The organism is Testudinibacter sp. 'clade 2' (assembly GCF_006227735.1).
In the GTDB taxonomy this organism is placed as follows: Bacteria; Pseudomonadota; Gammaproteobacteria; order Enterobacterales; family Pasteurellaceae; genus Chelonobacter.
In genome coordinates this window covers 1-18,124 of sequence record NZ_VDHB01000132.1, presented here as the reverse complement: position 1 = coordinate 18,124, position 18,124 = coordinate 1, and the positions used below count along the sequence as shown (strand labels likewise).

The following is an 18,124-nucleotide window of genomic DNA, read 5'->3' as shown; positions in this document are numbered from 1 at the left end:
GAAACTCCAAAAAGTTTCATTATGAATTTACTATCAGCACTCATTAAGACTTTAGTTTATTTTTTTCGTCCCACTGAAACTCAGTAAGACTTTACCAATGTCTTGCACAAGTGCCCACACAGATTGTCTGATATATTGTTAAAGAACAAATTTCAACAGTTCACTTATCTAGTTCGCCGTGGAAAGGAGGCACATAATACTGCACCCAAAAATTAAGTCAATACTTTTTTTTATAAAAAGATCCGAATCTTTATCAGTTGATCTTTTTTTATCCAAAAAAATTATTTACATGCCGATAACGACACATTCTGCAACACTTTTCGCTTTTTGCAAGCCACTATTAGCAGTGGCGCGATCACCCAATGGCCCGATAAAAATTCGGTTCCAGTTTGCGCTGCTGGAAATTCTTGCATCAAAACCAGCCATAACTAGCTTAGCTTGCAAGTTTTCTGCTTGCTGCCGATTTTTAAATGCACCACATTGCAATCCAAATTTTGCTGTTGTTGTTGCCGTGGTCGTACTTGGTGTTTTTGCCGTGCTATTCTTCTCTATTTGTGGCTTAGTTTGCGATTTAGCCTGAACAATTTCAGCTGTTTTTTCAGTGGCTTTCGCTATCGGCTGTGTTTTTGTTTTTTCCGTTGGTGTAACTGGATTAGCTGCTGCATCTTGTTGTGCGGCAGCTTGTTGTGGCGTTGCAGCACTCACTTGAGTTCCTGCACTCTTATCCACTTTTGCCACCTCAGTTACTTGGGCATCCCGTTCCAGCAGCTGCAAAATTCGTTTCTGCTCTTCTGTCAGATTTTGTACTTTATCTAAACTTTTCTGACTGTTATCAACCGGAATTTCACGCGTTTCCAAATCACGGATATAACTCCACACTTCCTCCGGACGGCTAGGCAGAGTGCTTTTCGGCTTATTATTCTCTTCAACTTTTTCGGGATTGGCAACAATACCGTTTTCGATTGATTTCTCTTTTAATAAATATAATCCCGCTGCAAACACAGCAACTATAGCCGCGGCAATCATCAGTAACAATCCCTTGTTTACCCGATTCGTTTTTTTCTTTGATTTTGCTCTGCCACGAGTAGCATAGTCACGTTGAACCACTCAAATTACCTTATCTAAATTAGCGTTTATCATAAATAAAGCGAGATTTTACTGAAAAAGTCAGCAAAAGCCTAGCATCTATCGTGATTATCCTGTTTTCTAGTTAAAATCTTGCGGATCGACATCTAAAATACAACGCGTATACCGATTTAAATTCAGCTCATTGCGTCGCAATGAAAATTGAGTCAGGCAATGCTGCAACACCGCTCTTGACGAGTGTTGTAATAATAAATGCCATTGATATTGCCCGGCTTTTTTCGTTTGCAACGCTTCAATCGGTCCTAATAGTTGCAAGCCTTGAATCGCATTTTTTCGGCAAAAATCATCGAAGAAAGCCGCAAGTGCAGTTAAATATTCGACCGCACTTTCATTGCTTTTACTTTTGGCACGAAATAGTGCCTGTGCCGAAAAAGGCGGCAGCCCCATCGTTTGGCGTAATTGCAAAGCCTGTTGTGCAAATGCGCTATAACCTTGTGTCAGCAGTGTTTGTAATAACGGATGCTGTGGAAAATGGGTTTGCAGCACAACTTCACCGCTTTTGCTTCCTCGTCCAGCACGACCCGCTACTTGCACATACAGCTGTGCCAACCGCTCTTCACTGCGGAAATCTTGTGAAAATAACGCCCCGTCAATATTCACCATTGCCACCAAGGTCACATCCGGAAAATGATGGCCTTTCGCTAACATTTGTGTACCGATCAGAATTCGGCTCTGTTTAGTTGTTATTTGCGCTAAGTTCGCTTCCAAAGCACCTTTACGTGCAGTGCTATCGCGATCAATCCGGGCAATACCGTAATCCGGAAATTTTTCTGCCAGCACTGCTTCTAACTGCTCGGTTCCCATTCCTGAAGTCACCAAATGGGTGGAACCGCACACGGCACACTGTCGCGGTACTTTGGTTTTTCGATCGCAATGATGGCAACTTAAAATATTATTTTTTTTATGATAGGTGAAAGGGCGATCGCACTGTTGACATTGTGCAATCCAACCACATTCATGACACAGTAGAATCGGCGCAAATCCACGCCGATTAAGAAACAGCATCACTTGGTTGCCTTTGGACAAATGCTGCTGCATTAACGCAATCAACTGTTCCGAAAGCCCACGATCAACCCGTTGTTTTTTAAGATCCAACAGCTTATGGTTCAACACTGCACTGTTCATCGCCCGTTGAGTCAGCACCAAGTGACGATATTTACCGCTGGCAACATTAGCCAAACTCTCCAAGCTCGGCGTGGCACTGCCTAAAACCAGCGGAATATGGTTGTTTTTTGCCCGCATTACCGCTAAATCTCGGGCATGATGGCGCCAACCTGAATCCTGCTGTTTATAAGATAAATCGTGTTCCTCGTCGAGAATAATCAATCCCAAATCCTGAAATTGGGTAAACAAGGCAGACCGAGTGCCAATGACTACCGCACTTTCACCATTCTTGGCACGTTGCCACGCCAGCAACCGCTGAGAATCGCTTAAATTAGAGTGCAATACATCGATCGGCAGCTTAAAACGGTTTTCTACATGGCGTACAATTTGCGGTGTCAAACCGATTTCAGGAATCAACAACAACACCTGTTTGCCTTGCTGCAACACATGTTCCATCAGATGCAGATAGACCTCAGTTTTACCCGAACCGGTGACACCGTCCAGCAGCCAACATTGAAAACCGTGACTGACACAAACTGCGCTGACTGCCAGCGCCTGCTGTTTATTCAAACGCAATTTATCCTGCTGATTCAACCAATTATGTTGTTGAAGTGCTGTTTGCCAAGCTTTAGGCTGAGCAAACAAATGCTGCTCGGCAATCCATTTTTTTTCAAGCAACGCTTTATAAATCGCACGACTAAATTCTGCTTCTCGCTGTAAAACGCCGTTTTCAGCCGCTTCAGCCAGTTGTTGCAGTGCTTGCTGCTGCTTTTTAGCTCGTGTTAATTTGCCTTGCGCCAAGGCGATTTTCCCTTGTGGCAAAATTTTCCAAACCGCATCAACCGCACTTTGTGCGGTTTCTCCTTGACGCAATTTGACCGGCAATGCCTGAAACAACACTTCGCCTAACCCGGTTTGATAGTAACCCGCCGACCATTTTAACAGCGCATACAATTCGTCACTAAATACCGAGGTTGCATCTAGCACACTAATGATTCGCTTCAGTTGTTGTGGTGCCACATCGCTTTGCGCTGGAAATTCAACCACAATTGCAATCCGCTTTTGCCGTCCGAACGGCACCACAACACGACTGCCGATGTCTAGCGCAGCAGATGGTTCAATTAAATAGTCGAAATAGTGCATTAAAGGCATTGCCAACGCAACGCGGACCAGACGCATAATACTCTCACCGATTGGGAAAAAACGCATTATAGCGGATTTCCTAATATACCGCACCGCTGATAAAACCAGTGCCGCTACAAAAACTTGGCGACTATTGCTTAACCGCAGGTTATGCTGTATAATCCGCCGTCTTTAAAACACCTGCGCATTGCGCATATTATTAACTACATATGGTGTCGGGCACGCTCCCGATAGCGATATGGCTTCAAACTGAGGTTTTCCATGAAAAAAGGTATCCATCCTGAATATAAAGAAATTACGGCAACTTGTTCTTGCGGTAATGTCATCAAGACCCGTTCAACAACCGGTCACGATATCAATCTGGACGTCTGTGGCGTGTGCCACCCGTTCTACACCGGTAAACAACGTGTAGTTGACACCGGTGGTCGCGTAGAGCGTTTCAACAAACGTTTCAGCATTCCGGGTTCAAAATAATCACCCGAAACAAGCGCTCCTAACGAAATAGTTAGCAACACAAAAAACCGATTTCAGCAATGAAATCGGTTTTTTCATGGGTTATACTGATACGCTATACGCAAAGCAAAACCGCACTTTTGTCTCACATAAGGAAACCCTATGACTGCTGCGATTCAACAACTACTCGACATTATGGCGCAACTGCGTAATCCGCAAGGCGGCTGTCCTTGGGACTTGGAACAGACTTATCAAACGATGATTCCTTGCGTGTTGGAAGAGAGCTATGAAGTAGCCGAAGCGTTAAAAACCGAAGATTTCAGTGCCCTGCAAGAAGAGCTGGGCGATCTGTTGCTGCAAGTGGTGTTTCTCAGCCAGTTGGCAAAAGAAGACCAGTATTTTAATTTTAATACGGTGGTCGAAACCTTAAGCAACAAGCTGATCCACCGCCACCCGCACGTTTTCGGCGATAAATCGGCAAACAGCGCCGCAGAAGCGTTAACCAATTGGGAAAGCAAAAAACAACAAGAGCGCTTGAATAAACAACAGACTTCATTGTTAGACGACGTTCCGCACGCACTGCCGGCACTGTTACGCGCCGAAAAACTGCAAAAACGTGCGAAAAAACTGAATTTTGCCACCCAATCCGTCCAGCAAAACCTCGAGCAAGCCGAACAACAACTGGCTGCAATCAAAAGTGCGGTCGCCGCCAATCAAGAGCACGCTGCCAAGCCGCTGGCAGAATTGCTGTTCAGCGTCAGCAACCTCTGCCGCCAACTGGGTCTGCAAGCCGAAAGTTTACTGCGTGATGAAAATAGCCGTTTTGAACAACGGGCGAGGGAATTTGAATCTTATTCATCAAACAAACATTTTAAATAATCTAATACGATTTTTCGGGAAAAGTGATACCTTTAACCCATTGTTATGCGGCATTTATTTATATTTTCTCCAATTTCGCCAAATGCGCAATCAGCCATTTAATTCCTTGATTTTGAAAGGCGATTTGCAGGCGGGTGTTGTTGTCGCTGCCTTCGACGTTGATAATCGTGCCGTTGCCGAATTTCGGATGGCTGACTTTCTGCCCCATTTTCCATTGGCTTTGGTTGAGTAGGTTAATTCCCGAATGGCTGACCGCACTTGCATTCGAAGACGGGCTAAAAGTGCGGGTGACCGTGCCGCGTAGGCGAATTTCACGGATACACTCCGGCGGCAGTTCGCTGACAAAACGGGAAACGATGTGACGTTCTTCTTTGCCGTATAAGCGACGGCTTTCGGCGTGGCTGATGGTGAGTTGCTGTTTGGCACGGGTGATGCCGACATACGCCAAACGCCGCTCCTCTTCCAAGCGACCGCTCTCTTCCAACGCCATGCGGCTGGGGAAAATCCCCTCTTCCACCCCGACAAGAAACACGCGCGGGAACTCCAGCCCTTTAGCGGAGTGCAACGTCATCATCTCCACGCTCGGCTGATGCTGATCTGCCTGCCCTTCGCCGGCTTCCAATGAAGCGTGGGTGAGAAAAGCAGTCAAATCGCTCATGTCATCAGCTTCGTCAGGCTTGATAAATTCACGGGTGGCAGAGACCAATTCTTCCAAGTTTTCGATCCGCACTTCGCCTTTTTCGCCTTTCTCCTGCTGATACATTTGGTACAAACCGGAATGTTTAATCACAAAATCGGTCTGCCCGAACAGCGGCATTTCGCTGCTGTCCTGCTCCAGGGCGTTGATCAATTCCATAAAACGCAATAAGGCGGTGGCGGCACGCCCTGCCAGTTTATTCTCCTGAATTGCCAAATTGGTGGCTTGCCACAAGGTGATCTGCCGCTCTCTGGTGAGCTGGCGCAAGGTATCCAAAGTGCGGTCGCCAATGCCGCGTGGCGGAGTGTTCACCACCCGCTCAAAAGCGGCATCGTCATTGCGGTTGGCAATTAGGCGTAGATACGCCAACGCATCTTTGATCTCTTGTCGTTCAAAAAAGCGCATACCGCCGTAGATGCGATATGGAATCTGCGCTTGCAGCAACGCCTCTTCCAACACCCGCGATTGGCTGTTGCTGCGATACAACACCGCACAATCGCTATATTGACCGCCATTTTCCTGCCACTGCTGAATTTGTGCCACCACAAAACGGGCTTCGTCCAACTCATTAAAAGCACAATAGATCCCGACCGGTTCGCCTTGTGCGCCTTCAGTCCACAAATTTTTGCCTAAGCGGTCGCTGTTATTGGCAATCAATTGGTTTGCTGCTTGCAAGATATTGCCGCTTGAACGGTAATTTTGTTCCAAGCGAATGGTTTCGGCGTTAGGATAATCCTGCAAAAAGCGCTGAATATTTTCGATTTTTGCGCCACGCCAGCCATAGATTGACTGATCGTCGTCACCGACAATCATCACCTTGCCGTGCTCTCCGGCAAGCAGTTTGATCCACGCATATTGGATATTGTTGGTATCTTGAAATTCATCGACCAAAATATGCTGAAAACGTTGTTGGTAACGTTGCAAAATCAGCGGTTTTTTCAGCCACAGCTCATAGGCTCTGAGCAGCATTTCGGCAAAATCCACCAAGCCGGCGCGATCGCAAGCGTCTTGATAAATTTGGTAAATCCGAATCCATTCACGCTCACTGCGGTCATCATGATCGTCTATTTGATGTGGTCGCAAGCCGTTGTCTTTTTTATTATTAATGTACCAACAGGCTTGTTTCGGCGGAAAGTTTTTTTCATCATAATTGTGCAGTTTCATCAGCCGTTTCAGCAACCGCACTTGGTCTTCCGAGTCTAAAATTTGGAAATCTTGCGGCAAATTGGCATCAGGATAATGCGCACGCAACAAGCGGTTGGCAATGCTGTGAAACGTGCCGATCCACATGCCGAATAGCGATTGAGCATTGTCGCGCTGCAAGGTAGCGCTGATCCGCTGGCGCATTTCGGCAGCGGCTTTGTTGGTAAAAGTCACTGCCAGAATATGCGATTCCGGCACATTTTCCACCCCGACCAACCAGGCAATCCGGTGGGTCAGCACCCGAGTTTTGCCGCTGCCCGCCCCGGCAAGTACCAGATAATTGCCCAACGGCGCCGCCACCGCCTGCCGTTGTTTGTCGTTTAAACCGTCTAAGAGTTCTGAAAATTCCATATTTGCCTGCTGAATACTGTTTATTTATACAGCGGAATTATAGCAGGATTTTCGTCTAGGGAAATATTTTTTCAGCGAAAGTGCGGTTGCTTCAAGCAAAACCGCACTTTTCTTTGATTTTAGCGAAAATTATACGAAGAAAGTATAATTATACGATCCAAGTATAATTTCAGCTAATTTTGACTAACCGATTGATCTAAAATCCATGTTTTAAATGCACTTTCATTGATAGACTGCTTATTTTTAGTATCTCTGCTCAGCAATTCACGATTTTCTAACTTACGTACGCTGCCCTGAATCGATGAGGTTTTCACCTCTGCCACGCCTAATCTACTTGCAAGTTCATGTCGGTTACGTTCGCTATAAAGTGCGGTTTCCCCCTGGGCTACTGCCAACAATAACTGCTGATCCAATGCCGTCAATTCTTGCCACACTTTGTGGTAATCGGCACCGGTGCCGCTTTGAGTCAGCTGAATTTCAGTGGCTTGTTCAAGCGTTAATGCGGGATTAATGATCATCCGCTCAATGATCTGACGCAAGTACATTGGTGTTTGGTTCAGACGTAGAAAAGTTTGATAAAGTACGGTTTTGTCGATGAATGCTTCTGTTCTCTGCTGGTAAATATCCGCTAAAAAATCGGAAAAATCACGCCCCAACGGCGGAAAATCAATTTGATGCGAAAAGTGAAAAAACGGGGCTTTGCCGTTATTAAACATCACGCGCAAATCATTGGTAGATGAGCCGGTAAAAATCACTTTAATTTTATCGCGATATAAATCCAGCCCTGTTCGTAACGAACCGACCACATTGCTATTATTCACACCGCGCGCCAATTCTTGAATTTCATCGAGCAGTAATAAAGTCGGTTTTTTCTCATCCGCCAAACGCGCGATAATTTGACTGATCGGCTCAGCCGCCGTTTGCTTGTCCAACTCCACGCCACTGCCGGCAATCGAAATACCTTTGATTTGAGAAAACCAACCTTTCACCTTATTGTTTTTATTTTCAGAAAACAGTTGTAGAGAAGCACGAAAGTCATTATCGCTGTCCATAAAACTGTGATAAAACACGCTGAAACCTTGCGTCTCTGCTAGCGGGGCGATATCATTCAGCAAAAACTGAGTTTTTCCCATTCGGCGCGGTGCAAAAAGCGTAAGTGCATGAAAAATACCCGATTTAAAGTTGGCTAACAGCGTTTCCGCCAATGTGGTGCGGTGAAAATAAAGTGGATCTCGAATCAGCATAAATCCCCCCGACTGGATAAAATTATACTAAATTATACTCACAATATATAATTATACAAGTTGAGTATAATTTCAGCTAATTTTATCCGCTTTGCGGAACTAAAACTCAGCTTCAACCGCAAAGGTTATCGGCTCGCCGCTGATCGGGTGGGTCACGGTCAAGGATTCGGCATGCAGGCACAGCCGTGGCGCCAGGGCTTTGGCGGCAGGATGGGCGTAGAATTTGTCGCCTAAAATCGGGTGTCCCAATGCCAACATATGTACGCGCAACTGGTGCGATCGTCCGGTAATCGGGGTCAGACGCACACGGGCAGTGTTGTTTGGATAGCGTTGCAGCACTTGGTAATGGGTGACTGCTCTTTTGCCGTTTTGATAACAAATTTTCTGGCGCGGGCGGTTTTCCCAGTCGCAAATCAGCGGCAGGTTGATAAATCCGTCGTCGGCGTCAGGGTGCCCCCACACCAACGCCTGATAGTGCTTTTTGGTTTCGCGATCACGAAACTGGCGCTTCAGTTCCTGTTCGGCTTTTTTGCTTAACGCAAACAGAATAATACCGCTGGTCGCCATGTCCAAACGGTGCACTGCTTCGGCAAAGCCGAACTTTTGCCGCACTCGAGTAGTGGCGCTGTCGAGATATTCCGGACGATTGCCCGGCACCGACAGCAAGCCGCTCGGCTTGTTGATCGCCGCCAGATAGTTATCCTGATAAACAATGTCCAGCCAAGGCTCGCTCGGCGGATCGTAATGAATCAGTGCCATGCCATTTCCTTCTCGCTATTCCTTATTACTGACAATCAACCGCAGGCTGTCCAAGCGCCAAGTGGCTTGTTGCAGCTGCTGTAACGACTGCTGTTGCAGTTGCTCCAGTGCGATGACTTCGTCTTGGCGGATATTTTTATTCACTGCTTGCAGTGCGGTCAGGCGCTGATATTCGCTGTTTAATTGTTGTTCGGCGCTGATTTTTGCTTCGTCAATCAAGCGCTGCGCTTTTGCCACAATCAACTTTTCGCCTTGCTGCAACCCTTGCTCTACCGCACTTCGGGTCATTTTTACAATTTTATTGGCAATATTTTTGCCCACCGGCTTCAGCTGTCTTTGCAATGCGGCAAACGCCACCTGCTCCGCCAGATCATTGCCTTTATTGTCAAGTAACAGGCGAATCGGTGTCGGCGGCAGAAAACGATTCAACTGCAACGCTGGTGGGGCTTGCACTTCCACCATATAAATCAATTCCAGCAACAAAGTACCTGCCGGCAACGCTTTATTGACCAATACCGCAACCGCACTTTTGCCGATGTCGCCGGCCGTGATCAAATCAATACCGTTGCGGATCATCGGATGATCCCAGGTCAGAAATTCCAGTTCTTCGCGGGCAAGTGCCAACTGACGATCAAAGGTGACGGTGCTGCCGTCCTCCTTCAAACCGGGAAAATCCGGCACCAGCATATGTCCGGTCGGGTGGATCACAATGCTTTTTTCGCCGAGATCTTCCTGTTCCAAACCAATGATATCAAAAAGATTTAGGCTGAATTGAATCAAATCGGTGGCTGCATCGTTACTCGCAATATCCGCCGCCAGCTGCTGTGCCGATTCACCGCCGTTGGAGTTCAGTTCCAACAGGCGATCGCGCCCCTGTTCCAATTCGAGTTTCAGCTGTTCCCGTTGCTGGCGGGTTGCCTTGACAAATTGGGCGAAATCGCCCCCCTCAGCCGTTTCAGTTAAAAATGCCTGCAACCGCACTTTGTGTTGTGCAAAAATCGCTGCGCCCATCGGACAGGTTTCTTCAAAAGCGTTCAAGCCGTCGTGATACCACTGTGCTAGCAGCTGCTGGCTACTGTCGGCAAAAAACGGCACATAAATTTGAATATCGTGTTGCTGCCCGATCCGATCCAAGCGCCCGATACACTGCTCCAACAGATCAGGATTGGTCGGCAGATTGAACAATACCAAATTCGAAGCAAACTGAAAATTGCGTCCTTCTGAACCAATGGTCGAGCTGAGCAAAATTTGTGCGCCGTCTTCGTGCTGCGCAAAATAGGCGGCGGCTTTGTCACGCTCAATAATGCTCATTTTTTCATGGAACACTGCCGCACGAATACCCTCTTTTTCACGCAAGATTTGTTCCAACTGAATCGCCGTATTCGCATGTTGACAGATTAGCAGGATTTTTTCATCACGGTGATTTTTCAGGAAAGTGAGCAGCCACTCAATACGCGGATCGAAATCCCACCATGCTGCGCTCGGATTCAGTTTTTGGAACAGCATTTCCGGGTAAAACAACACGTCGTCGGCGACATTCTCGCCCAGCATCTGCCACACTTTGAGCGCATTTTGATACTGTTTCGGCAATGCCAGCTTAATCTGGTGTAAAGTGCGGTTTGGAAAGCCTTTCACCGCTTGGCGCGTGTTACGGAACAGCACGCGACTTGTGCCGTGGCGGTCAACCAGATTACTGATCAGCTCTTGTCTTGCCTCTGTCTGCTGCTCAACTGAGGACTGCTTGCCGTTGATAATTTTAAATAGCGGCTCAATGTTTTGCTCGGATAACAGATCGGCAATGCTGTTTTGCTCGATTGCACTGAGCGTCTTATCGTTTAATAACGTATTGACCGCATCGGCCACCGGCTGATACTGCTGTTGTTCTTCGACAAAAGCGGCATAATCATAAAAACGCTCCGGATCCAGCAGTTTCAAGCGCGCAAAATGGCTCTGCTGCCCCAATTGTTCCGGCGTTGCAGTCAACAGCAGCACCGACGGAGTTTGTTGTGCTAGGGTTTCGATCAGTTGATATTCAGCGCTAGGCTGGCTTTCACTCCATTGTAAATGGTGTGCCTCGTCGACAATCAACATATCCCATTGGCTGGCGCCAAGTTGGGCAGCACGGCTCGGCTGCTGCACCAGCCAATCCAGCGAGCAGATCACCAAGGCTTCAGTGTCAAATGGATTTTGCAGCGCACTTTCCCCACTCTCCCCATCAAAATCTTGGCTACGTTCCTCATCAAACAGCGAAAAAGGCAGGTTGAAACGGCGCAGCATCTCCACCAACCATTGGTGCTGCAAACTTTCCGGCACAATAATCAACACCCGTTCGGCTTTGCCGCTGAAGCGTTGTTGTTGCAAAATCATACCGGCTTCAATGGTTTTGCCTAAACCGACTTCGTCCGCCAACAAGACACGCGGCGCAATCCGGTGTCCGACTTCGATGGCGATATGCAGTTGGTGCGGGATCAACCCGGCGCGAATGCCACGCAATCCGCGCAGCGGCGATTGAAACTGTGCTTGTTGATGTGTTAGCGCTTGATAACGCAGATTAAAATGTTCGTTGCGATCGATTTGTGCCGCAAACAGGCGATCTTGCGGCTTGCTGAACGAAATTTTATGATCCAGTTCCATTTCGCGCAGCACCGCACTTTCGCCGTTATCTAAGCGTACGCCCTGATAGCTCAACACGCCTTGCTGCTCATGCACTTCCGCCACTTGCAACTGCCACCCTTGATGGTGCTTAACGCTATCGCCCGGATTAAACTGCACCCGGGTCAGCGGCGCAGAAGCAAAGGCATACACCCGCTGCTCCTCTGCGGCAGGAAACAACAATGTCACCGTGCGCTGATCCACGCCGACCACAATCCCCAAACCCAATCCGTTTTCACTCTCGCTGATCCAGCGTTGTCCAATTACAAATGCCGTCATCTCTTTTCTCTAAAACCGTCTACTCTAATCCAACTAAAAAGGCGCTGATTATAGATGAAACTACGCCTCTAGTTTACCCTTTTCCACTAAAAAAGATGAAAATATCAAAGATCCGCATTTTGCCCTTTTTACGCTGGCGGTCAATAAAAGATCTAGGCTATAATTCAGCCACACTTCCCCTGTAAAGGATTTCCTATGAAATATCTGACCTTGATTAAAAACGAACTGTTTTCCGGTTGGACAAAATTTGAAGCCACCTGGATTTTTCTGTTTCTGGCATTGCAAATCGGCGTCTATATTTACCAACCTGAATCGCTGCTGGCGGTGATTTCCGGCATCAGCGGTTTGTTGTGTGTGGTATTTGTCAGTAAGGGAAAAATCAGTAACTATTTCTTCGGACTGATTTTTGCCTACACCTATTTCTACGTATCGTGGGACAACAAATTCTATGGCGAAATGAGCACCGCACTTTATGTGTATATCCCGTCGCAATTTATCGGCTATTTTCTTTGGAAAGCCAACATGAACAATAACGACAGCAACGACAGTGTGCTGGCAAAAACCTTGAGTTTTCAGGGCTGGTTAATCACACTGTTCTGCATAGTGGTCGGCTCAGCATTGTTTATCGGATTTCTAAAAACCACCGACGGCAATTCTATCGGACTGGACGGCGTCACCACCGTCATGGTCGTGGTGGCACAATTACTGATGTTGCTACGCTATCGCGAACAGTGGAACTTCTGGATCATCATCAACATTCTCTCGATCATCCTGTGGGCAGACACCACTGCGATGTACCTGATGTACTCCGCCTATTTGCTCAACTCGTTATACGGCTATTACAACTGGACCAAGCTCGCCAAACAAAACCGAGTTCAACGCTAATTCAATACCGCACTTTACCCGTTTAAGCAAAAGCAAAGTGCGGTATCCTGCATTCCATTTGCCATCGCTTCATCATCGCTTGTTTTCCGCACTATATGATATATACTACCGATAGCTATCAGAAGGGGAGATATACAATGGAAACCGCAAAAATTTTTACCACCGGTCGCAGCCAGGCGGTTCGTCTGCCGAAAAAATATCGCTTCGACGGTGATGAAGTCAGTATTAAACATTTCGGTAATGGTGTTTTATTATTGCCGTTAGACAATCCTTGGCAGATGATGGCAGAAGCGCTCGACGAATTTGAAACTGATTTTGAAATAATGCGTGCCGAGCAAACGGCAACCGTGCGAGAGGAATTGCTCTGATGTACATGCTCGATACCAATATCTGTATCTACATTATCAACCATAAACCGCCACAAGTATTTGAAAAATTTAACGCCTATCGTCTAGGTGAGCTTTGTATCTCCAGCATTACCGCTGCTGAATTGGCGTTTGGAGTTGAAAAATCAGGCTCGCAAAAAAATAAAATTGCACTGCAAAAATTCCTGACACCACTGGACATTATACCGTTGGGAGAATCAGCCATCTGGCATTACGCACAACTGCGGCATAATCTGGAAAAGAGTGGACAACTGATTGGCAGTTTAGATATGCTGATTGCCGCACAAGCGCTGGCGCTCGACTGCACGCTGGTCACTAACAACGCCAAAGAGTTTCAACGAATTACGACGCTTAAATTAGAAAATTGGATTTAGGCTTCACACAGTCGACCGCACTTTACCCGTTTAAGCAAAAGCAAAGTGCGGTATCAGAATTTGAGATAAAATGCTTTGGTTAAGTTGATAAAATCAGGATGATATTGATTATCCGCCTGATAAATCGTGATTTCACTGCGTTCTGTTTGTGGCGGAACCGCACTTTCAGGTAGTAACCTAAACTCCAGTAAAACCCGCTGCGGCGCTTTGCCCTGTTTGGTGATAACCTCAACCCATTTGGCACAATAAAGTGCGGTTTTCGACAATTGTTGTTGTAAACTCCGTGCCATGTCATATGGCAACACCCACGCTATTTTACCACGGGGATTTAACATGCCCTGCGCCGCCAACAACCAAGCCAGATGTCCTTGTTGCGCCATATAACGCGCTGTCTGCCGTTGTGCATCACGGCATTCCACACCGCCATTAAAATACGGCGGATTGGCAATAATCAGATCAAAGTGCGGTTTAACCTGCCTCGCATACTCAAAAAGATCGTGATTAATCACTTCCATTTGCGACGCCCACATTGATTGCCGTATATTTTGCGCCGCCTGCCGTGCCGCCGCCGAGTCGATTTCCAAGGCGGTGATATGATAATCCTCCCCCTGCTGTGCCAACCGTTGCGCCAACATCAATGCCAACAAACCACTGCCACAACCGATATCCAACACCGACCGCACTTGAGCAGTCTCCGCCCACGCCCCCAGCAAAATGCTGTCAGTGCCAACTTTCATCGCACAACGATCATGCGCAACAGCAAATTGTTTAAATTGAAATGCCGACATTGAAGATCCTTAGGGTCTGCTGATAAATGAGAACAAAAAATAAAGGATAATTCTACCACAGACAAATTTAAGACGGCTGAAGTAAAACAGGCTATAATCAGGGCACAAAAAGATTGAGGTAATTTATGACAACAGCACAACATTTTGAAGAATTTGACTTAGCGCCCGAACTGCTGAAAGCCCTGCGCGATAAAAACTACCAACGCCCGATGCTGATTCAGGCGGAAGTGATTCCGCACGCTTTGGAAGCACGTGATATTCTCGGCTCTGCCCCGACCGGCACCGGCAAAACGGCGGCATTTTTACTGCCGGCGATTCAGCATCTGTTGGATTTCCCTCGCCGCAAACCGGGCGCCCCTCGTGTATTGGTGCTGACCCCGACCCGTGAATTGGCAATGCAAGTGTCGGAGCAAGCCAAAGAATTAGCGAAATATACCAAACTCAGCATCGCTACCATCACCGGTGGCGTGGCTTATCAAAATCACGGCGAAATTTTCAATAAGAATCAAGATATTGTGGTTGCCACCCCGGGGCGACTGCTGCAATACATCAAAGAAGAAAATTTTGATTGCCGGGCGGTGGAAATCCTGATTTTCGACGAAGCAGACCGCATGCTGCAAATGGGCTTCGGACAAGATGCGGAAACCATTTCTGCCGAAACCCGCTGGCGCCGTCAAACTCTGCTGTTTTCCGCTACTTTAGAGGGCGAGCTGTTGGTCGATTTTGCCGAGCGAATTTTGAATGAGCCGGTGCAAATTGACGCTGATCCGAGCCGCCGTGAACGCAAAAAAATCCAACAATGGATGTACCATGCCGACAGCAAAGAGCATAAATTCAAATTGTTGGCACGCCTGATTGAAAACGAAGAAGTTGAACGTGGCATTGTGTTTGTACGCAAACGTGAAGACGTGCGTGAACTGTCGGAGAACCTGCGCAAACGTGGAATCCGCAGCACCTATTTGGAAGGGGAAATGGCGCAAACCCAACGCAACAATGCGATTGATAAACTGAAAAACGGCGTAGTGACGATTTTAGTCGCAACCGATGTCGCTGCCCGTGGCATCGATATTGACGACATCAGCCATATTTTCAACTACGATCTGCCGTACAGTGCCGACACCTATCTGCACCGAATCGGTCGCACTGCCCGTGCAGGTAAAAAAGGCAATGCCATTTCATTGGTGGAAGGACACGATTATAAACTGCTGGGCAAAATCCGCCGCTATACCAACGAAGCGTTAAAATCCCGCATTGTCGAGGGGCTGGAACCTCGCACCAATCCACCTAAAGACGGCGATCAAAAAAGTGTCAGCAAAAAACAAAAAACCCGTTTAAAAGAGAAAAAAGCCGAAAAACAACAAGAGAAGAAAAAAGTCAAAGTGCGCCACCGCGACAGCAAAAATATTGGCAAACGCCGTAAACCGACCGATCCGCAACGCACAGCAACGACAACGGAACAAAGTGCGGTCAACAGCGAAAAATAACCCAGCTGGCATTAACAGAAAAAGGCGGAACATTCCGCCTTTTTCATACTTTCAGTGCTGCTAAAAACTCACACTTAACTTGCCGTAAACTGCTGTGCCGCTTTCATTGTAAGTTGCAGCACCGGCGCCACTGCGATACAGTTTTTTGTTAAAGATATTATTGATCCCAAGCCGCACATCAATATTTTTGTTGATTTTATAACCGGTGTTCAAGCCAACCAGTGTATAGCTACCAATTGCGGTGCTGGTATCCAAAATATCTCCAGTAGTATTCATACCGGCTTCAGTGCGATTTTCCGCATATTGGCGTGGTTTTTGCCGTCCATAAAACGTAGCGCTCAATTGTGTATCCCATTGTGGTGTGATCTGCCAATCAAGGAAGGTGTTGATGGTATATTTCGGGATAATCGACAACGGATTGCCGGTCGATTTATCCTTGCTTTGCAGCATATAAGTGAAGTTGTTGCTCCATTTTAAATCTTCCGTGAGCGGCACAGTGAAACTGCCCTCCAAACCTTCAACCACCGCTCTTGGAATGTTTGTCCATTCCAGCAATTGATAACCGTTGACACTTTGCACAAACTCTTTGCCGGCTGCAATTTTATGACGGTAATCATTGCGGAACCACGCAAAAGAAGCGCTCCAATCACGCAAATTATATTCCACGCCCAGCTCTTTGTTGATACTGGTTTCCGGTTTTAAATTGTCATTCCCCATCAAATAACACTGGGTCGCATTACCAATCGGGCAACCGTTGCCACGGGTAAACAACAAATATCCCGGCGTGCTTTGATATAAATTCGGTGCTTTATACGCCTGCGCCACCCCGCCTTTCAGCGTCCAATTATCATTCAAGTGATAAAACGCATTCAAGCCCGGACTCACTTTGCTACCAGAACGGCTATTTCGGTCAAAGCGTACCGCCGGAATTAAATTGATTTTGTCACTCAACAACAGATTATTTTCCACAAATGCGGAGAAATTGTCTTGCGCCGTTTTGCCTTTATCCAAATTTTCCAAGCCAACAAAAGTCGCACGATCGGCAAACGCTTGCCGCATTGATGCCGGATCTTGCAAGCTGTCGTGATTAAATTCAGCACCAAACGTAACCACTTGCGGCACGCCCCATTCAAACGGCACACTGATTTCACCTGCCAAACGGGAATTTTTTAGTTTACTATCATCATAACTTAACTCGCTAATCCGCCCTTCTGGACCACCGGCTAACCCTTCTAACAAGCGGCTATTGGTGGTGTACTCATAACTGCCGGTCAATTTGCTGGTTCCCCAAGACCAATCACCTTGGTGCATAATCGAGTAGTTGCGACGATACATGCGGTTGGTTTCGCTACCGTATAAATTTTCAGTTAATTCCGTCGGGTTGTTATGCTGGGTGTCACCAGCATAAATATTACCTTGACGGCTATAGGAGGCATCGACGGTAACCAACTGTTGCGGGTTGATTTTCCAAGCAAGCCGTCCGGCAATATCACGGTTACGCACGCCCTCTCTACCTGCCGCATTCGAGCCGTTTTGCAACGTATTGATATCCTGTGCATCGGCATCGGTTTTGTTGGCACTGCCGTATAGACGAAACGACAATACATCATCTGCCAGTGGTCCGTTCAGGTTGAAACCAACCCGATGAGTGGCACCTTCTTTGCTATCGAAAGGCTGGTTGGTGTAATAAGTCAAAGCGCCACTTAATTTTTCACTGATTTTTTTGGTCGTAATATTCACCACCCCACCTGCCGCGCCAGAACCATAACGTGCGGCTGCCGGACCACGCAACACTTCGATTGATTCGATCTCCTCTGCCGGCACCCAATTGGAATCGCCACGGGTATCTCGCTGTCCACGCCAGCTGTAACGCACCGAGTTACGCGAACTCACCGGCTTGCCATCAATTAAAATCAGGGTATTTTCCGGTCCCATACCACGAATATCAATCTGGCGGTTATTACCACGCTGTCCAGTCGCGGTATTGCCGGTCAAATTAACACCGGGCATTTTACGCACCAGTTCCGAGATATCATTGGTCACCGCACTTTTGCTGATCTGTTCCGCTGACAGCTTACTCACTCCTAAAGATTGTTTAAGCTGTTGTTCAGCAGTCACATTAATTTGTTCCAACTGCTGATCAGCATACACTAACGAGCTAGAGACCAACAAAATAGCAACAGTAATTTTATTTTTGACAAATGGCATAATTAAGGTTCCTTAGGCTTGATTTTATTTAAAAAATTCGTACAAAGCGAAATGTAAAAAATCACTTTTCCGACTAAATTAATAAAAAT

At 46.9% G+C, this 18,124-nt stretch carries 14 protein-coding genes; 6 read left to right on the top strand and 8 right to left on the bottom strand.

Going from position 1 to position 18,124, the window contains the following annotated elements; all coding sequences use genetic code 11:
* Positions 1–285 precede the first annotated feature (285 nt).
* Complete coding sequence (ftsN, locus tag FHQ30_RS10385; RefSeq protein ID WP_139611918.1) at positions 286–1,107, bottom strand: cell division protein FtsN; 822 nt, start codon at positions 1,105–1,107, stop codon at positions 286–288.
* Positions 1,108–1,206: 99 nt separating this feature from the next.
* Positions 1,207–3,429 carry a primosomal protein N' gene (gene priA / locus FHQ30_RS10380; protein WP_139611934.1) on the bottom strand — a complete coding sequence of 741 codons (2,223 nt, stop codon included), beginning with the start codon at positions 3,427–3,429 and terminating at the stop codon, positions 1,207–1,209.
* Positions 3,430–3,654: 225 nt separating this feature from the next.
* Between priA and rpmE the strand changes: the two genes are divergently transcribed.
* A complete protein-coding gene (rpmE, locus tag FHQ30_RS10375; RefSeq protein ID WP_139609238.1) occupies positions 3,655–3,867 on the top strand; it encodes a 50S ribosomal protein L31 in 213 nt (70 codons plus the stop codon).
* A gap of 141 nt (positions 3,868–4,008) precedes the next feature.
* Complete coding sequence (gene mazG / locus FHQ30_RS10370) at positions 4,009–4,725, top strand: nucleoside triphosphate pyrophosphohydrolase (protein ID WP_139611919.1); 717 nt, start codon at positions 4,009–4,011, stop codon at positions 4,723–4,725.
* 58 nt (positions 4,726–4,783) lie between these two features.
* Here the strand turns inward: mazG and uvrD are convergent, their stop codons facing one another.
* From uvrD to rapA, 4 genes are all read right to left on the bottom strand, one after another.
* Positions 4,784–6,976 (bottom strand): DNA helicase II, encoded by a 2,193-nt coding sequence (uvrD, locus tag FHQ30_RS10365; RefSeq protein ID WP_139611920.1) that lies wholly within the window; start codon positions 6,974–6,976, stop codon positions 4,784–4,786.
* Between the two features lie 173 nt (positions 6,977–7,149).
* Complete coding sequence (locus FHQ30_RS10360) at positions 7,150–8,220, bottom strand: ATP-binding protein (RefSeq protein WP_139611921.1); 1,071 nt, start codon at positions 8,218–8,220, stop codon at positions 7,150–7,152.
* Positions 8,221–8,319: 99 nt separating this feature from the next.
* Positions 8,320–8,979 carry a bifunctional tRNA pseudouridine(32) synthase/23S rRNA pseudouridine(746) synthase RluA gene (gene rluA / locus FHQ30_RS10355; protein WP_139611922.1) on the bottom strand — a complete coding sequence of 220 codons (660 nt, stop codon included), beginning with the start codon at positions 8,977–8,979 and terminating at the stop codon, positions 8,320–8,322.
* Between the two features lie 15 nt (positions 8,980–8,994).
* Positions 8,995–11,910, bottom strand: coding sequence for an RNA polymerase-associated protein RapA (rapA, locus tag FHQ30_RS10350; RefSeq protein WP_139611923.1), 2,916 nt, complete (start codon positions 11,908–11,910; stop codon positions 8,995–8,997).
* A gap of 195 nt (positions 11,911–12,105) precedes the next feature.
* Here rapA and pnuC point away from each other — a divergent pair, with 195 nt between their 5' ends.
* The 3 genes from pnuC to vapC all read left to right on the top strand — a co-directional run bounded on the left by pnuC (position 12,106) and on the right by vapC (position 13,555).
* The gene (gene pnuC / locus FHQ30_RS10345; protein ID WP_139611924.1) at positions 12,106–12,795 is read left to right on the top strand and encodes a nicotinamide riboside transporter PnuC; all 690 of its coding nucleotides are present in this window, start codon (positions 12,106–12,108) and stop codon (positions 12,793–12,795) included.
* Between the two features lie 137 nt (positions 12,796–12,932).
* Positions 12,933–13,163, top strand: a complete 231-nt coding sequence (locus FHQ30_RS10340; protein ID WP_139611925.1) for an antitoxin — start codon at positions 12,933–12,935, stop codon at positions 13,161–13,163.
* Positions 13,163–13,555, top strand: a complete 393-nt coding sequence (vapC, locus tag FHQ30_RS10335) for a type II toxin-antitoxin system tRNA(fMet)-specific endonuclease VapC (protein WP_267963854.1) — start codon at positions 13,163–13,165, stop codon at positions 13,553–13,555. The genes FHQ30_RS10340 and vapC overlap by 1 nt, the downstream gene beginning before the upstream one ends.
* 53 nt (positions 13,556–13,608) lie before the next feature.
* Here the strand turns inward: vapC and FHQ30_RS10330 are convergent, their stop codons facing one another.
* Positions 13,609–14,343, bottom strand: a complete 735-nt coding sequence (locus FHQ30_RS10330; protein WP_139611927.1) for a tRNA1(Val) (adenine(37)-N6)-methyltransferase — start codon at positions 14,341–14,343, stop codon at positions 13,609–13,611.
* 125 nt (positions 14,344–14,468) lie between these two features.
* Here FHQ30_RS10330 and srmB point away from each other — a divergent pair, with 125 nt between their 5' ends.
* Positions 14,469–15,827: an ATP-dependent RNA helicase SrmB gene (srmB, locus tag FHQ30_RS10325; protein ID WP_139611928.1), complete on the top strand. Its 1,359-nt coding sequence runs from the start codon at positions 14,469–14,471 to the stop codon at positions 15,825–15,827.
* Positions 15,828–15,887: 60 nt separating this feature from the next.
* Here srmB and FHQ30_RS10320 read toward each other — a convergent pair whose 3' ends face one another.
* A complete protein-coding gene (locus FHQ30_RS10320; protein WP_139611929.1) occupies positions 15,888–18,035 on the bottom strand; it encodes a FepA family TonB-dependent siderophore receptor in 2,148 nt (715 codons plus the stop codon).
* Between the last annotated feature and the right edge of the window lie 89 nt (positions 18,036–18,124).